Annotated in this window: 14 protein-coding genes, 1 tRNA gene and 1 other RNA gene; 6 read left to right on the forward strand and 10 right to left on the reverse strand. The window is 73.2% G+C overall.

Going from position 1 to position 14,590, the window contains the following annotated elements; all coding sequences use genetic code 11:
- Nucleotides 1–11: 11 nt before the first annotated feature.
- Both sigJ and ACFSE6_RS17870 read right to left on the reverse strand, forming a co-directional pair.
- The gene (gene sigJ, locus ACFSE6_RS17865) at nucleotides 12–953 is read right to left on the reverse strand and encodes an RNA polymerase sigma factor SigJ (protein ID WP_388010563.1); all 942 of its coding nucleotides are present in this window, start codon (nucleotides 951–953) and stop codon (nucleotides 12–14) included.
- A 1-nt stretch (nucleotide 954) separates the two neighbouring features.
- Complete coding sequence (locus ACFSE6_RS17870; protein WP_465254182.1) at nucleotides 955–1,548, reverse strand: carboxymuconolactone decarboxylase family protein; 594 nt, start codon at nucleotides 1,546–1,548, stop codon at nucleotides 955–957.
- Between the two features lie 123 nt (nucleotides 1,549–1,671).
- On the opposite strand from ACFSE6_RS17870, the gene ACFSE6_RS17875 reads away from it, so the two are divergent.
- The 3 genes from ACFSE6_RS17875 to ACFSE6_RS17885 are packed head-to-tail and all read left to right on the forward strand — an operon-like array spanning nucleotide 1,672 to nucleotide 4,110.
- Nucleotides 1,672–2,643: a zinc-dependent alcohol dehydrogenase gene (locus ACFSE6_RS17875; protein WP_388010638.1), complete on the forward strand. Its 972-nt coding sequence runs from the start codon at nucleotides 1,672–1,674 to the stop codon at nucleotides 2,641–2,643.
- An 8-nt stretch (nucleotides 2,644–2,651) separates the two neighbouring features.
- On the forward strand, nucleotides 2,652–3,029 hold the full coding sequence (locus tag ACFSE6_RS17880) for a 6-pyruvoyl trahydropterin synthase family protein (protein WP_388010569.1): 378 nt from the start codon (nucleotides 2,652–2,654) through the stop codon (nucleotides 3,027–3,029).
- 10 nt (nucleotides 3,030–3,039) lie between these two features.
- Nucleotides 3,040–4,110: a glycosyltransferase family 4 protein gene (locus ACFSE6_RS17885; RefSeq protein ID WP_388010572.1), complete on the forward strand. Its 1,071-nt coding sequence runs from the start codon at nucleotides 3,040–3,042 to the stop codon at nucleotides 4,108–4,110.
- On the opposite strand, the gene ribA is transcribed toward ACFSE6_RS17885, so the two are convergent.
- From ribA to ACFSE6_RS17905, 4 genes are all read right to left on the reverse strand, one after another.
- Nucleotides 4,082–5,458, reverse strand: a complete 1,377-nt coding sequence (ribA, locus tag ACFSE6_RS17890) for a GTP cyclohydrolase II (RefSeq protein WP_388010575.1) — start codon at nucleotides 5,456–5,458, stop codon at nucleotides 4,082–4,084. The genes ACFSE6_RS17885 and ribA overlap by 29 nt on opposite strands.
- Nucleotides 5,459–5,519: 61 nt before the next feature.
- Nucleotides 5,520–6,488, reverse strand: a complete 969-nt coding sequence (locus tag ACFSE6_RS17895; RefSeq protein WP_388010578.1) for a bile acid:sodium symporter family protein — start codon at nucleotides 6,486–6,488, stop codon at nucleotides 5,520–5,522.
- 74 nt (nucleotides 6,489–6,562) lie between these two features.
- Entirely contained in the window at nucleotides 6,563–7,294 is a 732-nt protein-coding gene (locus tag ACFSE6_RS17900) for a glutamine amidotransferase (protein ID WP_388010641.1), read from the reverse strand.
- The gene (locus ACFSE6_RS17905; protein WP_388010581.1) at nucleotides 7,291–7,836 is read right to left on the reverse strand and encodes a DUF4190 domain-containing protein; all 546 of its coding nucleotides are present in this window, start codon (nucleotides 7,834–7,836) and stop codon (nucleotides 7,291–7,293) included. The genes ACFSE6_RS17900 and ACFSE6_RS17905 overlap by 4 nt, the downstream gene beginning before the upstream one ends.
- A gap of 119 nt (nucleotides 7,837–7,955) precedes the next feature.
- Here ACFSE6_RS17905 and ACFSE6_RS17910 point away from each other — a divergent pair, with 119 nt between their 5' ends.
- A complete protein-coding gene (locus ACFSE6_RS17910; protein ID WP_388010584.1) occupies nucleotides 7,956–9,257 on the forward strand; it encodes a uracil-xanthine permease family protein in 1,302 nt (433 codons plus the stop codon).
- Nucleotides 9,258–9,266: 9 nt separating this feature from the next.
- Here ACFSE6_RS17910 and ACFSE6_RS17915 read toward each other — a convergent pair whose 3' ends face one another.
- The 4 genes from ACFSE6_RS17915 to ACFSE6_RS17930 all read right to left on the reverse strand — a co-directional run bounded on the left by ACFSE6_RS17915 (nucleotide 9,267) and on the right by ACFSE6_RS17930 (nucleotide 11,780).
- Nucleotides 9,267–9,902, reverse strand: coding sequence for a LytR C-terminal domain-containing protein (locus tag ACFSE6_RS17915; RefSeq protein ID WP_388010587.1), 636 nt, complete (start codon nucleotides 9,900–9,902; stop codon nucleotides 9,267–9,269).
- 37 nt (nucleotides 9,903–9,939) lie between these two features.
- Nucleotides 9,940–10,266, reverse strand: a complete 327-nt coding sequence (locus ACFSE6_RS17920; RefSeq protein ID WP_388010590.1) for a type II toxin-antitoxin system VapB family antitoxin — start codon at nucleotides 10,264–10,266, stop codon at nucleotides 9,940–9,942.
- 85 nt (nucleotides 10,267–10,351) lie between these two features.
- Nucleotides 10,352–11,176: a C40 family peptidase gene (locus ACFSE6_RS17925; RefSeq protein WP_388010593.1), complete on the reverse strand. Its 825-nt coding sequence runs from the start codon at nucleotides 11,174–11,176 to the stop codon at nucleotides 10,352–10,354.
- Nucleotides 11,177–11,695: 519 nt separating this feature from the next.
- Nucleotides 11,696–11,780 (reverse strand) — tRNA-Ser (locus ACFSE6_RS17930).
- Nucleotides 11,781–12,042: 262 nt separating this feature from the next.
- Between ACFSE6_RS17930 and ffs the strand changes: the two genes are divergently transcribed.
- Nucleotides 12,043–12,139, forward strand: an RNA gene (gene ffs, locus ACFSE6_RS17935) — signal recognition particle sRNA small type.
- A 74-nt stretch (nucleotides 12,140–12,213) separates the two neighbouring features.
- Entirely contained in the window at nucleotides 12,214–14,589 is a 2,376-nt protein-coding gene (locus tag ACFSE6_RS17940; RefSeq protein ID WP_388010596.1) for a DNA polymerase III subunit gamma and tau, read from the forward strand.
- The last annotated feature ends 1 nt before the right edge of the window (nucleotide 14,590 follow it).

Consider the following 14,590-nt stretch of genomic DNA (forward strand, 5'->3'; position numbering starts at 1 on the left):
CGGAAACCCCGTCATGGTTCCGGGCTTTTCCCGGTCGAAGCGGCGGTGGGGTGGACCGCCCCCGGCACCCGGACGGCGTGGAGCTTGTCCGGATTGCGCACGAGGTAGACGTCGGTGACCAGGCCGCCGTCGACCTCGAACCACACGACCGTGTCCACCCCGGCCGCGCCGACGCCGAGCATCGCCGGCATGCCGTTGATCTCTCCGGCGTGCCATTCCAGGGCGGCGACCTCCGGGGTGGCGAGCACGCCCGCGACGAAGCGCATCACCTTCTCGCGGCCGAGGACCGGGCGGCGCGCCGCCTTGGAGCGGCCGCCGCCGTCGCTGGTCAGCACCACGTCCGGCGCCATCAGGGAGACCACCTCATCCACCGGTCTGATCCCTCGGGTCGCCGCGAGGAAGGCGTCGGTCACCCGCCGGTGCGTCTCGGCGTCGACCGGGTGGCGCGGCGCCCGCTCACGCACATGTGCCCGCGCCCGGCTGACCAGTTGGCGCACCGCCTCCTCGGACCGGTCCAGGGTCTGCGCCACCTCGGCGTGCGGCAGCGCGAAGACGTCCCGCAGCACGAAAGCCGCACGCTCGAGCGGACTGAGCGATTCGAGCACCACCAGCAACGCGAGCGAGACGTCGTCGGCGAGCTCGGCCGCCCGGTCCGGAGCCGCACCCTCACCCGTGGAGATCGGCTCGGGCAGCCACGGCCCCGGGTACTCCTCGCGGCGCCGCCGGCGAGCCCGGACGATGTTGAGCGCGTGCCGCGTGGCCGCTCGCGCGAGGTAGGCGCGGGCGTCACGGACACCGTCGAGATCGACCTGCGCCCACGCCAGCCACGTCTCCTGCACCGCATCCTCGGCGTCACTGACGGTCCCGAGCACGCGGTAGGCGGCTCCGAACAGCGCACCGCGGTGCTGTTCGAAGAGGCGGCTGTGTGCGGTCGCGTCCGTCGTCGTCCTCATCTCAGCTCGCGCGAGGCTGGGGCACCTCGCATTCTGCCTTGAATCCCTGGCTCGTCAGGCCGAGTCCGGCGTTGATCCGGGAGCGGTGGTTCTCCAGCGCCACGAGCGAGGCCAGTTCGACCACCTGGGCGTCGGTGAGCTGCTCGCGCAGGTCGGCGACCATCTCGTCGGTCACGGTCGGCGGGGTCGCGGTGGCCGCCTCGGCGTAGGCCATCACGGCCCGCTCGATCGGGGTGTAGACGGGGCTCTCGCGCCAGTGCGGGACGTCGCGGAGCTTGCGCGGCTCGACGCCGCGGTGGTGGTACTCCCAGTAGCCGAAGTCCATGCACCAGGAGCAGCCGATCTCCTGGGCGGTCGTCATGACAGCCAGCGCCTGCAGCTGGCGGGGCAGCTTCTTCCACCGCCCGGCGCCGGCCTCGAGCAGCAGGGAGGTGACGAGGACGGGCCGGTGGTGGGAGGCGACCCGCAGCGGGTCGAGAACCTTGCCGTAGATCCGGCGGGAGAGACGGGTCAGCAGCCAGGCCAGCGGTCCGGACGTCTCCAGAGGGATCCGGGCGTCGTTGCGGGCGGGGGCGAGTTCGATCGTCACGGTCATTCCTTTCTCAAGGTCATGACGGTGACACCGCCGGCGCCCGGGTTGTGACACCGGCGCCGGTCGATCCGCTCCGGAGACACCCTCGACGAGCTACCGGAGGCACGGCACGAGACAATCGTGTCCATGTGGACCGCCTACTGGACCCTCGCCCCCGGAACGGGTGAGCTCCGCAGCGAACGCGGCCGCCGGCCGGGCGAGGGGGAGGTGCTCGTGCGTGCGCTTCGCTCCGGCGTTTCCCGCGGCACCGAGACCCTCGTCCATACCGGCGGTGTCCCGGCCGAGGTCGCCGACCTCATGCGAGCCCCGTTCCAGGACGGTGACCTGCCCGGTCCCGTCAAGTACGGCTACCTCTCGGTCGGTCTCGTCGAGGACGGGCCGGCCGGCCTCGTCGGGCGCCGCGTCTTCGCCCTGCACCCGCACCAGGACCGGTACGTCGTCCCGGTCGGGGCCGTGACCCCGGTTCCCGACGACGTCCCCACCGACCGCGCCGTCCTCGCCGGCACGGTGGAGACCGCCGTCAACGTCCTGTGGGACGCCGCACCTCACCTCGGGGACCGCATCGCCGTCGTCGGCGGCGGCATGGTCGGCGGCATGGTCACCGCCCTGGCCCGGACCTTCCCGCTGGACCGGCTGCAGCTCGTCGACGTCGACCCGGCGCGTGCCGACCTCGCCGAGGCGCTCGGCGTCGACCTGGTCCGCCCCGAGGACGCCGCGGGGGACTGCGACCTGGTGATCCACTGCTCCGCCACCGAAGCTGGACTGGCTCGCGGCCTCGAGATCCTCGGTGACGACGGCACGCTCGTGGAAGTGTCCTGGTACGGCACAGCCGCGCCGCGCGTCCCGCTCGGGACGGACTTCCACGCCCGCCGGTTGAGCATCCGGGCCAGTCAGGTCGGGGCCGTCGCAGCCGCCCGACGGGCTCGCCGCACGACGGCGGACCGGCTCGCCCTGGCCATGCGCCTGCTTGCCGACCCGGTCTTCGACGTCTTCCTCACCGGGCGGTCCGACCTCGCCGACCTGCCCGAGGTCATGCCCCGCCTCGCTGCCGGTGAGGGCTCGCCGCTGTGCCACCTGATCGTCTACCCCAACGCCTGAGGAGAACCGTGTACGCCCTGACCGTCCGCGACCACATGATGATCGCCCACTCGCTGCCTCACCCCGGATTCGGGCCGGCGCAGGCGCTGCACGGCGCGACCTTCGTCGTCGAGCTCACCATCCGGCGTCGCGAGCTGGGCGAGGACGCCACCGTCATCGACATCGGCGAGGCGACCGGTCTCCTCAAGGACGCCATCGCCGACCTCGACTACACCAATCTCGACGAGCACCCCGACCTGCAGGGCGTCCTGACCACCACCGAGACACTGGCCCGCATCGTCGCCGACCGCGTCGCCGATCGGCTGGAACCCGGGGTCTACACCGGCCTCGACGTCACCCTCCGGGAACATCCCGACGCGTGGGCCACGTACACCCGCGAGCTGTGACGGGCTCGTGATGACCGGCGCCGTCGGGTTCGTCACCTGGGACGACGAGCGTCCCAGCGGCGGCACCACCTACAACCGCGAGCTCGTCGCCGCCCTGCGTGCCGCCGGCACCGAGGTCGCCGTCCGGGCCCTGCCCGGCAGCTGGCCGCAGCCGAGCCGGGAGGAGACCGACCGCCTCGCCCGGGCGCTGACCGACCACCCCGTCGCGATCGTCGACGGCATCGTCGCCTCCGGCGCCCCCGACGCCCTCGCCCGTGCCGTCGCCGCGGGCCACGCCGTCCTCGTGCTGGTGCACATGGCCACGGCGGACGAGGTCGGCCTGGACCCGGACGAGCGTGACCGCCGCGAACGTACCGAACGGCAGGCGCTGCACGCGGCCACCACGGTGATCGCCACCAGTCGGACCGCGGCCGCCGACCTGACCCGGCGGCACGACCTCGACGACGTCCGCCTCGCCCGCCCCGGGATGCGCCGCGGCGCCGTCGCCGTCGGCTCGGACCCGCCCCGCCTGCTCGCCCTGGGGACCCTGTCCCCGACGAAGGATCAGGCCACGTTCGTCCGCGCGCTCGGGCTGCTGCGCGACCTGCCCTGGACCGCCCGGCTGATCGGCCCTCACGACGCCGTCCCGGAGTACGCCACCGACCTCGCCACGCTCGTCGGTGAGTCGGCGCTCGGAGACCGCGTCAGTCTTCCCGGTCCGCGCACCGGCGCCGATCTCGAGGACGAGTGGCACGCGGCGGACCTGCTCGTGCTGAGCTCCCGCACCGAGACCTACGGCCTCGTCGTCGCGGAGGCGCTCGCCCACGGTGTCCCGGCCGTCGTCAGCGCCGGCACCGGCGCGGTCGAGGCCCTCGGTGACCCGGGCCCCGACGGTCACCTGCCCGGCTGCGCCGTCGCCCCGGGCGATGCCGTCGCGCTCGCGGCCGTGCTCCGGCGGTGGCTGACCGATCCGAGCCTGCGGACCGCACTGCGCCGCAGCGCGCGAGATCGGCGCCAACGGTTGCCCGGATGGGACACCACGGCAGCCGTCGTGGCCGACCTGCTCGCCGAGGTCAGCTCTCGGCCCGGTGCCGGCCGGTGAGGTCGAACTCGGTGCACACGTCGTCGCCGAGTGCGAACCGCCGCACCGGGCCGGCCAGCGCGTCGGTCAGCCGGTCCGACCCGTCGAACCGGATGCCGGGCACACCGTCACCGATGAGCAGGGGCGCTGTCGTGAGGAACAGGCGGTCCAGCACGCGCGCGGCGAGGAAGGAGGAGACCACCCGGCCGCCCCCTTCGACGAGCACCCGGCCCAAGCCCCGGTCCCGGAGCGCCTGCAGGACGTCGGCCGGCGCGAACCCGGCGCCGCCCGAGACCGGCACACGGACCACCTCGACGTGCTCGGCCGTCGGTTCTGCCGTCGCGTCCGGTCCCACCAGCCACAACGTGCGCGCCTCGCCCTGCCGCAGGACGTGCGCCTCCCGCGGCGCGCTCGCGCGGGGGTCGAGCACCACCCGGACCGGGTTCGGGCCCGGAACGGCACGGACCGTCAGGCGCGGATCGTCGGCGGCCACGGTCGCGGCCCCGACCACGACGGCGTCCACCAGGGCTCGCAGCCGATGCAGGTGTGTGCGGTCCTGCTCGCCCGTGACGAACTCGGCGTCACCAGTCCGGGAGGCGATGAACCCGTCGATGCTCTGCCCGAGCTGCGCGAGCGTCAGCGGGCTGCCGGCGCGCACCAGCGGCCCGTACCGCTCCACCAGCGCCGCGTCCGTGCCCGGCACGGCCCGGTCCGGGACGTTCCCGGTGAGCAGCTGCGCCCAGGCGTCGGGCAGTGCCTCGACCGCGTCGTGGCGCATACGGCGGCGTTTGGTGTCCAGGTAGAACGCGTTCTCCGGGCGGTCGGCGACCGGCAGCGTCGTCCGCGCGACGACGTCGATGCCCAGGGCGGCCAGGTGCTCCGCCTTGGTGGGGTTGGCCGACATCAGCCGCATCCGGTCGATGCCGAGGTCGCGCAGGATCTGCGCCACCTCCTCGTAGGTGCGGGCGTCGGCGGGATAGCCGAGCCGCAGATTGGCGTCCACGGTGTCGACGCCGGTGTCCTGCAGGGCGTAGGCGTGCAGCTTGGCCAGCAGCCCGATGCCGCGCCCCTCGTGTCCACGGACATAGACCAGTGCGCCGCGGCCTTCCCGGGCGATCTCGGCCAGTGCGGCCTGCAGCTGCTCACCGCAGTCGCAGCGGCGCGAGCCGAGTGCGTCACCGGTCAGGCACTCGGAGTGCACCCGCACCAGCGGCGGCCCGCCGAGGCTCGAGTCGAGGTCCCCCATGACGAGCGCGACGTGGCCGAGTCCACCGGCGCCGTCGTAGCCGTACAGCTGGAACGTGCCGTGCTCGGTGGGCAACGTCGTCGCGACTTTCCGGCGTAGGCCGAGGTCAGGCAGGTCTGTCACCGGAGCACTCTGACACACGGCGCGCGTGTGCGCGCGCGGACCGCGCACGCGTCCCGAAGACTCACCGCCGGTCGATCGGACGACGGCGCAGGACGGCCGCGGCGATCGCGCCGGCGATGTTGTGCCACACCGAGAAGACCGCCCCGGGCAGGGCCGCGAGCGGGCTGAAGTAGGCCGTGGCCAGGCCGGCGGCCAGCCCCGAGTTCTGCATGCCGACCTCCACCGAGACGGTCCGCCGCACCCGTTCCGGCTGGCCGGTCACGGTGGCCGCGCCGTAGCCCAGCGCGAAGCCGAAGGCGTTGTGCAGCACCACCGCCGCCAGCACCGCCGGCCCGGCCTCGACGATCGCGTCGGCGCTGCCGGAGACCACGGCTGCGACGACCAGTGCGATCGCGATGACCGAGATCCACGGGAGCACCGGCAGCGCGCGGGCGACCAGCCGCGGCAGCAGGATCCGGACGGCCAGGCCGAGCGCCACCGGCACCAGCACGATCTGCGCGATGGTCAGGGCCATTCCGGCGCCGTCGACCGGCATGTACCGGCCGGCGAGCCACAGGGTGAGCAGTGGTGTCAGCAACGGCGCGAGGAGCGTGGAGACCGTGGTCATCGCCACCGACAGCGCGGTGTCCCCCTTGGCGAGGTACGCCACCACGTTCGAGGCGGTGCCGCCGGGGGCGCACCCGACGAGGATGACGCCGGCCGCGAGCTCGGCCGGCAGGCCGAGCGCCACCGCGATGAGCCACCCCGCCAGCGGCATGATGACGAACTGGGCAAGCACCCCGAGAAGCACCGGCACGGGGCGGGTCGCGACGAGTCTGACGTCCGGGGGTGTGAGCGTCAGGCCCATCCCGAACATGATGACGCCGAGCAGCGGGTTGATCGCCGGTGCGACGGCGCCGAACGTCTCCGGCAGCCAGAAGCCTGCCGCGGCGCCGAGCAGGATGAGCACCGGGAAGACGGTCACCGCGGTGCGGCCGCTGCGTTCCTCGGCGGCCGTGGGGCCGCCCGGCGCAGGATCGTTCGTGCTCATGCCCGCCGATGATGCTCCCCGCACCGGGCGGCCGCGGCGGGCTGCCCGCGGTGTGAGACGCCACGGATGCGCTGTCAGCGCGCGTAACGGGCGACGAACGCCGCGATCAGCCGTTGCGGCACGCTGACGTCCACCCCGCGGACCCGGGCCTCGACCTCGGCCTGCTCCGTGGGATCGAAGTATCCGGCGTCCCGGTAGATGGCGATGCGTTCGACGATCCCCGGCTCGTCGAGCTCCGGATGGAACTGGGTGCCGTACAGATGCGTGCCCACCCGGAACATCTGCACCGGGCAGGCCGCGCCACGTCCGAGCAGGACCGCACCCGGAGGGAGCTTCGCCACCGCTTCCTTGTGGCCGACGTAGGCGGTGAACGAGGACGGGAACCCGGCCAGCAACGGATCAGCCGTGCCGTCCTCGGTCAGCTCGACCGTGATCGGGCCGATCGGTTCGGCGTGGGTATGGTCGACGGCGGCGCCGAGCTGGCGGGCGAGGGTGCCGACGCCGTAGCACGCCCCGAGGAAGGGGAAGTCGGCCGCGACGAGCCGTTCGAGCAGGCCCGCGAGCTCGTGCTCGACGCGGCGCTGGGTATCGGACTTGTGGGCCGTGGGGATCGAGCTCGTGAACGGGCTCCCGCCGAGGATCACGCCGGAGAAGTCGTCCAGCGTGATCTCCGGCAGCGGCACGGACTCCAGGCGTACGCGGACGAGCTGGTGCTCGGCGAGGCCGCCGTAGCGCAGGAAGGCCTCATACTCGGCGTCGGCCGCAGCGTCCTCCGGGCGCGTGCCCAGCAGCAGGAACGGCTTCACTGCTGGGTCCACAGCGCCAACCCGAGCAGCGACCACAGCCCGGTGAGCACGTAACCGAGGACGAGGCCGGCAAGAGCGAGGCCGCGGCCGCCGTAGGGGCCGGGTTCGCGCAGGGTGCGCAGCGCGAGGTGTCCGCACACCACGGCGCCGATGCCGAGCCCCGGCAGAACGGCCAGCGCACCGAGCGTCACCGCCGCGACGGCGAGGGGGTGGTTGCGCGGGGCGCGGACGGTATAACCCGGGCCGTCGAGGGAGACCGCGTCGCGGGCGAACTCGGTACCCGGAAAGACCGGCTCGCGGGGATCGGCAGGAGCGGCCGGGCCGGGCGGGCCGTCGGGCGCCAGGCCGGGTGGCGGCGGTGTGGTGGGGTCCGCGTGTCCGTAGGTGGGCGCCGCCGGATAGGACGGATAGGAGCCGTGCCCGCCGGACGGGCCCGGTTCGGCCGGCCGAGGTGCGTTCGGCGGGGCGAACGGGTTCTCCGGGTTCCCACCCGTGCCGTCCGCCGCTGCGTTCTCCTGGTTCCCCAGGTTCGACTCGCTCATGCCCCTCCTGTCCGGCGGCCCCCAGAATCTCACAGGCTGCCGGCGACGAAGCCCGGCACGGACCGCCATCGTCCCCGCGCCGTCTAGTGTGTGCGCCGGACCAGTGGAGGGGAGACGGTATGGGCACGCGCAGGTGGTGGCGATGGACGATCCACGGGGACGGGCGCCGGATCGCTCCCGGTGAGGTGGTGGCGCCGGACGAGCGGCTCGGCTGGGCGCAGACGATCGGCATCGGCGCCCAGCACGTCATCGCCATGTTCGGCGCGACATTCCTCGTGCCGGCGATCACCGGCTTCCCGCCGGCGACGACGTTGTTCTTCTCCGCCGTCGGCACGGTGCTGTTCCTCGTGGTCACCGCCGGCCGCGTGCCGAGCTACCTGGGCTCGTCGTTCGCGTTCATCGCGCCGATCGGCGCCGCCGCCGCGACCGGGCAGATGTCGCACGCCCTCGGCGGCGTCGTCGCAGTCGGCGTGCTGCTGGCACTGGTGGGCGTCGTGGTGCACGTGGCGGGGGCGCGCTGGATCGACGTCGTCATGCCGCCCGTGGTCACCGGCGCCATCGTGGCTCTCATCGGGCTCAACCTCGCGCCCGCGGCCTGGGACAACGTGCAGACCGGCTCGGTCACCGCGACGGCGACGATCGCCGCGATCCTGCTCTGCGCGGTGCTCTTCCGCGGATTCCTCGGCCGGTTGTCGATCCTGCTGGGCGTGGCCCTGGGGTACGCCGTGGCCTCGATCCGCGGCGAGGTGGACCTGGAGCAGGTCCGTCAGGCGGCTTGGATCGGCCTGCCGGAGTTCGTGGCTCCGACCTTCGATCCGTCGCTGCTCGGGCTGTTCGTGCCCGTGGTGCTGGTCCTCGTGGCCGAGAACGTCGGTCACGTGAAGTCAGTGGCGGCGATGACCGGGCGCGATCTGGACCCGGTCATGGGGCGCGCCCTGATCGGAGACGGTGCGGCCACCGTGCTCGCCGGCGCCGGTGGCGGCTCCGGGACCACGACGTACGCCGAGAACATCGGCGTGATGGCCGCCACCCGCGTGTACTCGACGGCGGCGTACCTCGTCGCGGCGGGTTTCGCCCTCCTGCTGAGCTTCTCGCCGAAGTTCGGCGAGGTGGTCGCCTCGGTGCCGGCCGGGGTTCTCGGCGGCGCCGGGACCGTGCTCTACGGGATGATCGGCGTCCTCGGGGTGCGGATCTGGGTGAGCAACCGCGTCGACTTCTCGGACCCGGTGAATCTCAACACCGCGGCAGTCGCGCTCGTGGTCGCGATCGCCGACTACACGTGGGTGGCCGGGGACATGGTCTTCGGCGGCATCGCCCTCGGGTCGGGCGCGGCCCTCGCGATCTACCACGTGATGCGGTTCATCGCGAGAGTCCGTGGCACCGCGCCGGCAGGGGAGACGGCGGCACCGGCGCGTCGGTGACCGAAGGCGTCAGCCGCTCTCGCCGTCGCCGTTCTCGCCGCCGCCTGCCGACCGGACCGGTTCGCAGTCCTCGGGGGCCTGCAGCGGTTCGTCCGGCTCGAGTTGGTCGATCTCGTCCTGACTGAGCATCGAGTCGTACTCCGCGCCGAGGACCACGTCCACCGTCTCGTCCTCGCGCCCGTCGTCGAGGGAGACGACCGAGCCCGGGAACAGTCGCGCGAGCGAGTATCCGGCGACGACGCCCTCGGCGCCGACGACGATCTGCGCCGTTCCCTCGTAGGAGCCCTGCGGCCAGTTGGCCGGTTCCTGGTTGACCAGCACCCCGGCGCGGCTCAGGGACTCCCCGGTCTCACCGGCGAGGCCGGCGCGGTCGGTGCCGTTGTAGACGTTGGCGGTGATGCTGCCGAGGTCCAGCGCCGTGGCGTCCTGCGGTGGACACGGCACGACGACGTCGTCGGTGGGTTCCGGGCTGGAGAACTCCCGCTGCAGCGGTGAGGGCACCAGGCCCGTGAACATCGCGGCGGCGATGAGCGCGAGCACCAGCAGGATCGTGACGAGGCCACCGAAGATGACCGTCTGCCGCTGCTGGAGCCGTCGGCGTCGTGCCTGGCGGGCGTCCTGGACGGACGGGTGCGGGGCTGTCACAGGAGGAAACGGTAGCTGACGAGTCTGTGACAGCCGTTCATCCGGGCGGGGGTGCCGGACGTCCGTCGTCGTCGAGTTCGAGGACCCGGGCGTGCAGCACCAGGCGCTGCTGCAGAGCGGTCCGCAGCGCGCGGTGCAGCCCGTCCTCGAGATAGAGATCGCCTCGCCAGGACACCACGTGTGCGAAGAGATCGCCGAAGAAGGTCGAGTCCGAGGCCAGCAGGTGCCTCAGGTCGAGCGTGCTCTTGGTGGTGACCAGCTGGTCGAGCCGGATCTGCCGGGGCGGGACGTCCGCCCAATCGCGGTCGCTGACGAATCCGTGATCGGGGTACGGCCGACCGTCCCCCACGGCCTTGAACATCACGCAGGCATTCTCCTCGTGCCGAGGTCGGGCCACCACGAGGTGGCCGGGCGAGTCGGTCGTTCTGGCACGACCGGTCGGACAGCGCTCAGGCGACGCGGATGAAGACCGGGTTCGACAGGTAGATCGGCGACTCGTGCAGCGGTGAGGAGGGGTTGCGCGCCGCGATGTGGTTGCCGTTGCCGGTGTAGATGCCCACATGTCCGGGACCCCAGACGAGGTCGCCCGGCCGGGCTTCGGCGGCGGACACGACCGTGCCGGCGCCGTACTGGGCGCTCGAGGAACGCGGCAGCGAGATGCCGACCTGGGCGAAGACGTACTGGGTGAAGCCCGAGCAGTCGAAGCCGGCCGGGGTCGAGCCACCGTAGACGTACGGCGTGCCGATGTACTGCCGGGCGATGTCGACGATCTGCTGACCGATGCCCGACGCCGGGGCGGACTGCGTCTCGGCCGGTGCCGCGGGCTCGGAGGTCTCTGGTGCTGTCTCCGGGGCGGTGGAGACCTCCTCCCGGGCGGTGTCGCGGGAGACCGGTGCGGTCCGCTCGGTGGTCTCGGCGTCGACCTCGGCCAGGGTGGCCGCCGGCTCCGGCTCGGGCGGCGGCGTCGCTTCGGCGGAGGCCTCTCCCACCGACCAGGAGACCTCCCCGGAGGTCTCCACGGACGGGCCGGTCACCAGGCCGGCGCGAACCTGCTGGCTGATCTGCCCCAGGACGGCCTCGGGCCGGGCGCCGCCGGACTCCCCCGGCGCCGCGGCTGCGGAGGAGGCCGCCATCGTGATCGCCAACGACGACGATGCGACCGTCAGGACGCCGCGGCGTGCCTGGAGCTTGGTCAGGGTCAGCCCGGTGAGCGGGGTGGCGGGCCGGACGGGTGCGCGGTGCCGGCCGCGTGCCTGTGTCGTGAGTTCGGACAACGAACCTCTACCTCTCCTGACCGCCTGCGGGGGTGAACTCTCGGGTGCGGGCCGGAGCAGCCCGACGCGCGACCGTGCCGCGCACTCACCCGTGTTCCCAGCTGGGAACCGTGGTTCCCCGTCCCTGCCGACCGATCTGTCGCACCGGCTCCGACGACGACGGCAGGGTGCGGCTTCCGCCGTCGGAGACTCCACGGCGAGGGTGACGGTGGAGCGGTCCAGACGCTAGCCGAACATGCGACGAATGTCACGTTTAGATCACGGGTCTGTGGAGGAACGGTCACGACATCGGCTTGTGTCGCCGCCGGGTCTGCACCGTGCCGCCCGAGACACCTTCCCGAACGGGGGCAGGTGGCACGCACCGCTCGCACCGGAACTCCCTGCCTCAACCGGGCTCAGGGTGGGGCGCTCCGGTGCGTCCGCCAAGGGTGCCGTCTCGATCAGCCCTACCGATGAGACGAGCCCGGACCGAGGCCTCGGTCCGGGCTCGCACGCGATACCCGCCGGGCATCACATCGGCGGAGGATGGGGGATTCGAACCCCCGAGGGCGTGAACCCAACACGCTTTCCAAGCGTGCGCCATAGGCCGCTAGGCGAATCCTCCCGGGCATGGGTGCGCCGTGGCACCGAGCGTCGAGAATACCCGACGGCGCAGTGCCGATCGACCGGCTGGAGCGCCCGTGCCGGGTGGGGTTCCTCACCCGGGACCGGTGGTGCGCTTCGTCGGATCGTGCGTCCGTCAGGGTGCGCGCTCGTCCGCAGTGGCCCGGCAGCTGCCGGGCGACGCCGGGTGACGACCTACCGGTGGTGCCGGTCGTCACCTCCCCGCCGTTGGACGCGGTCACAGGGGGGTCCGTAGACTGACGGCAGACCCCTCGTGCGGCGTCATCTTGCCGAACTCCCCCAGGGCCGGAAGGCAGCAAGGGTAGGTGAGCTCTGACGGGTGCACGGGGGGTCCTTCGCGTGGAGGGCCGGGGTATGCACCGTCACGTCGGCGTGGGTGCCTGGTGTCGCCTCGCACGGCTAACCTCGACTGCGTGAGCACCGCCCTCTACCGCCGCTATCGGCCCGAGACCTTCCAGGAGGTCATCGGGCAGGGCCACGTGACCGAGCCCTTGACCGCGGCGCTGCGGGCCGACCGCACCAATCACGCGTACCTCTTCTCCGGCCCGCGCGGGTGCGGCAAGACGACGTCGGCGCGCATCCTGGCCCGCTGCCTGAACTGTGCCCAGGGGCCCACCGACACACCGTGCGGCGAGTGCCCCTCGTGCCGTGAGCTCGCCCGCGAGGGGAGCGGTTCACTGGACGTCGTCGAGATCGACGCCGCCTCCCACGGCGGCGTCGACGACGCCCGTGACCTCCGCGAACGAGCCACGTTCGCCCCGGCGCGGGACCGCTACAAGATCTTCATCATCGACGAGGCCCACATGGTCTCGCAGGCGGGCTTCAACGCGCTGCTGAAGATCGTCGAGGAACCCCCGGAGCACCTGCGGTTCGTCTTCGCGACGACGGAACCGGACAAGGTCATCGGCACCATCCGTTCGCGGACGCACCATTACCCCTTCCGGCTCGTCCCGCCGGAAGAGCTGCTCGGCTACCTCGAGCAGCTGTGCGAGACGGAAGGCGTGCGGGTCGGTGGCGGCGTGCTGCCCATGGTGGTGCGAGCCGGCGGTGGTTCCGTCCGGGACACCCTCTCCGTCCTGGACCAGTTGCTGGCCGGCGCGGACGAGTCCGGCCTCGACTACGACCGTGCGCTCGCCCTTCTCGGCTACACCGACGCCGCACTGCTCGACGACGCGGTCGATGCGCTCGCCGCGCGTGACGGCGCGAGCCTGTTCCGCGTGGTGGACCGCGTCATCGAGTCCGGGCACGATCCGCGCCGCTTCGTCGAAGACCTGCTCGAGCGGCTGCGGGACCTGGTGCTCATCGCGATGGCCGGTGATCACGCCGCCGCCGCGCTCCGGGGCCAGCCGGAGGACCAGCTCGCTCGGATGCAGGTCCAGGCCCGTAACCTCGGCCCCGCTCAGCTCTCCCGGGGTGCCGACCTCGTGAACGAGGCGCTCACCGAGATGACCGGGGCCACGTCACCACGGCTGCAGCTCGAGCTGCTCTGCGCCCGGCTGCTGCTCCCCGGCGCCGACGACGCGGACGCCGGGTACGGCGCTCGGCTCGACCGGCTCGAACGGAACGTCGCGGCTCCGCCGGCCGCCGCGGGTCCCGGGCCGTCCGCCGGAACGGAGCCGGCGCGGTCCGCGGGACCCGCGCGGTCCGCGGAACCGGCTGCGGCCGCTGAGCCGGTCGGGCCCGGGGCGCCGGCTGCACCCGACGCGCCCGGGACACCGGCCGAGCCGGCGCCGCCCGAACCGCCCGAGCCGGGCGAGCCGCACGTGCCTGCCCGGCCCGCCGCGGCCACGGCGCAGGACCCGCCCGCCGATCAGCCCGCGCCCGCCGGCCAGGGGCCCGCCGCCTCCACGCCCACACCGGCACCCGCGCCGGAGATGACGCCGCCCGCCACGACCGACGATCCCGGCGCCCCGAGTGACAACGTCGGAGATGCGGAGATGATCCGCCGCAGGTGGTCCGAGGTCGTGGCCACCCTCGCCCGGCTCCGGCGTGCCACCTGGGCCTTGGTGTCGCAGAACGCGCAGGTGGGCAGCGTGCGAAACGGGACGCTGCAATTGCTCTTCAGCACGTCCGGGCTGGCCGCGACCTTCCGTACCGGCGCGCACGCGCAGCACGTCGAACGCGCACTCGTGGAGACTCTCGGGACACCGCTGCGGGTCGAGGGCATTGTCGACGACGGCGGCGCCGGCGGGAACGGCGGCGAACCGGTACCGCCGGGACCTGCCCCGGCCGACAGCCGCTCAGCCCCGTCCTCGGCCGTCGCCGACGCCATGACGAGCTGGGCGACACCGGCCACGGCACCTCGTGCGCCGTCGCCTGCTCCGCAGGACGACGCCTCCGGAGCCGCGGGCACGGAACTGCGACCCGCGGCTGTCCCCGAACCGGACGGGGCCTCGAACGGCCATGAGATGCCCCCGGAGCCGGCGCCGGACGGTCCTGCCGACACCGAGACCGACACCGACACCCACACCGAGGCCGCCGCGCCGGCACCGGTCGTGCCCGCTGAGAACCCCGCGGCCACCGCCGGGACGGTCGAGCATGCCGATCGGGCACGTCCTGAACGCCCCGGCGTTCCCCGGAGCGCCACACCGGCGGACCGGGTCTCAGCCGCCTCGCCCGGAAGCGCCACGACCCCTGCGCCGCCCCGCGTCGCACCGGCCGATGACGTCCCCTCCGCCGACGACCCCGACGCGGAGGGTTCGGGCATGGTCGGCGCGCCGCTCGTGGCGCAGATTCTCGGCGGCACCGTCATCGAGGAGATCACCACCCCCGACGGCGCCGGCACGTAGG

The organism is Georgenia deserti (assembly GCF_042680605.1).
Classification (GTDB): Bacteria; Actinomycetota; Actinomycetes; order Actinomycetales; family Actinomycetaceae; genus Allobogoriella; species Allobogoriella deserti.

What these genes read in the sequence shown, in the direction of transcription:
- ACFSE6_RS17885 (WP_388010572.1), top strand. Translation starts at nt 3,040, where the DNA reads ATGACCGGCGCCGTCGGGTTCGTCACCTGGGACGACGAGCGTCCCAGC.
- ACFSE6_RS17870 (WP_465254182.1), bottom strand. Translation starts at nt 1,548, where the DNA reads ATGACCGTGACGATCGAACTCGCCCCCGCCCGCAACGACGCCCGGATC.
- ACFSE6_RS17895 (WP_388010578.1), bottom strand. Translation starts at nt 6,488, where the DNA reads ATGAGCACGAACGATCCTGCGCCGGGCGGCCCCACGGCCGCCGAGGAA.
- ACFSE6_RS17910 (WP_388010584.1), top strand. Translation starts at nt 7,956, where the DNA reads ATGGGCACGCGCAGGTGGTGGCGATGGACGATCCACGGGGACGGGCGC.
- ACFSE6_RS17875 (WP_388010638.1), top strand. Translation starts at nt 1,672, where the DNA reads ATGTGGACCGCCTACTGGACCCTCGCCCCCGGAACGGGTGAGCTCCGC.
- sigJ (WP_388010563.1), bottom strand. Translation starts at nt 953, where the DNA reads ATGAGGACGACGACGGACGCGACCGCACACAGCCGCCTCTTCGAACAG.
- ACFSE6_RS17905 (WP_388010581.1), bottom strand. Translation starts at nt 7,836, where the DNA reads ATGAGCGAGTCGAACCTGGGGAACCAGGAGAACGCAGCGGCGGACGGC.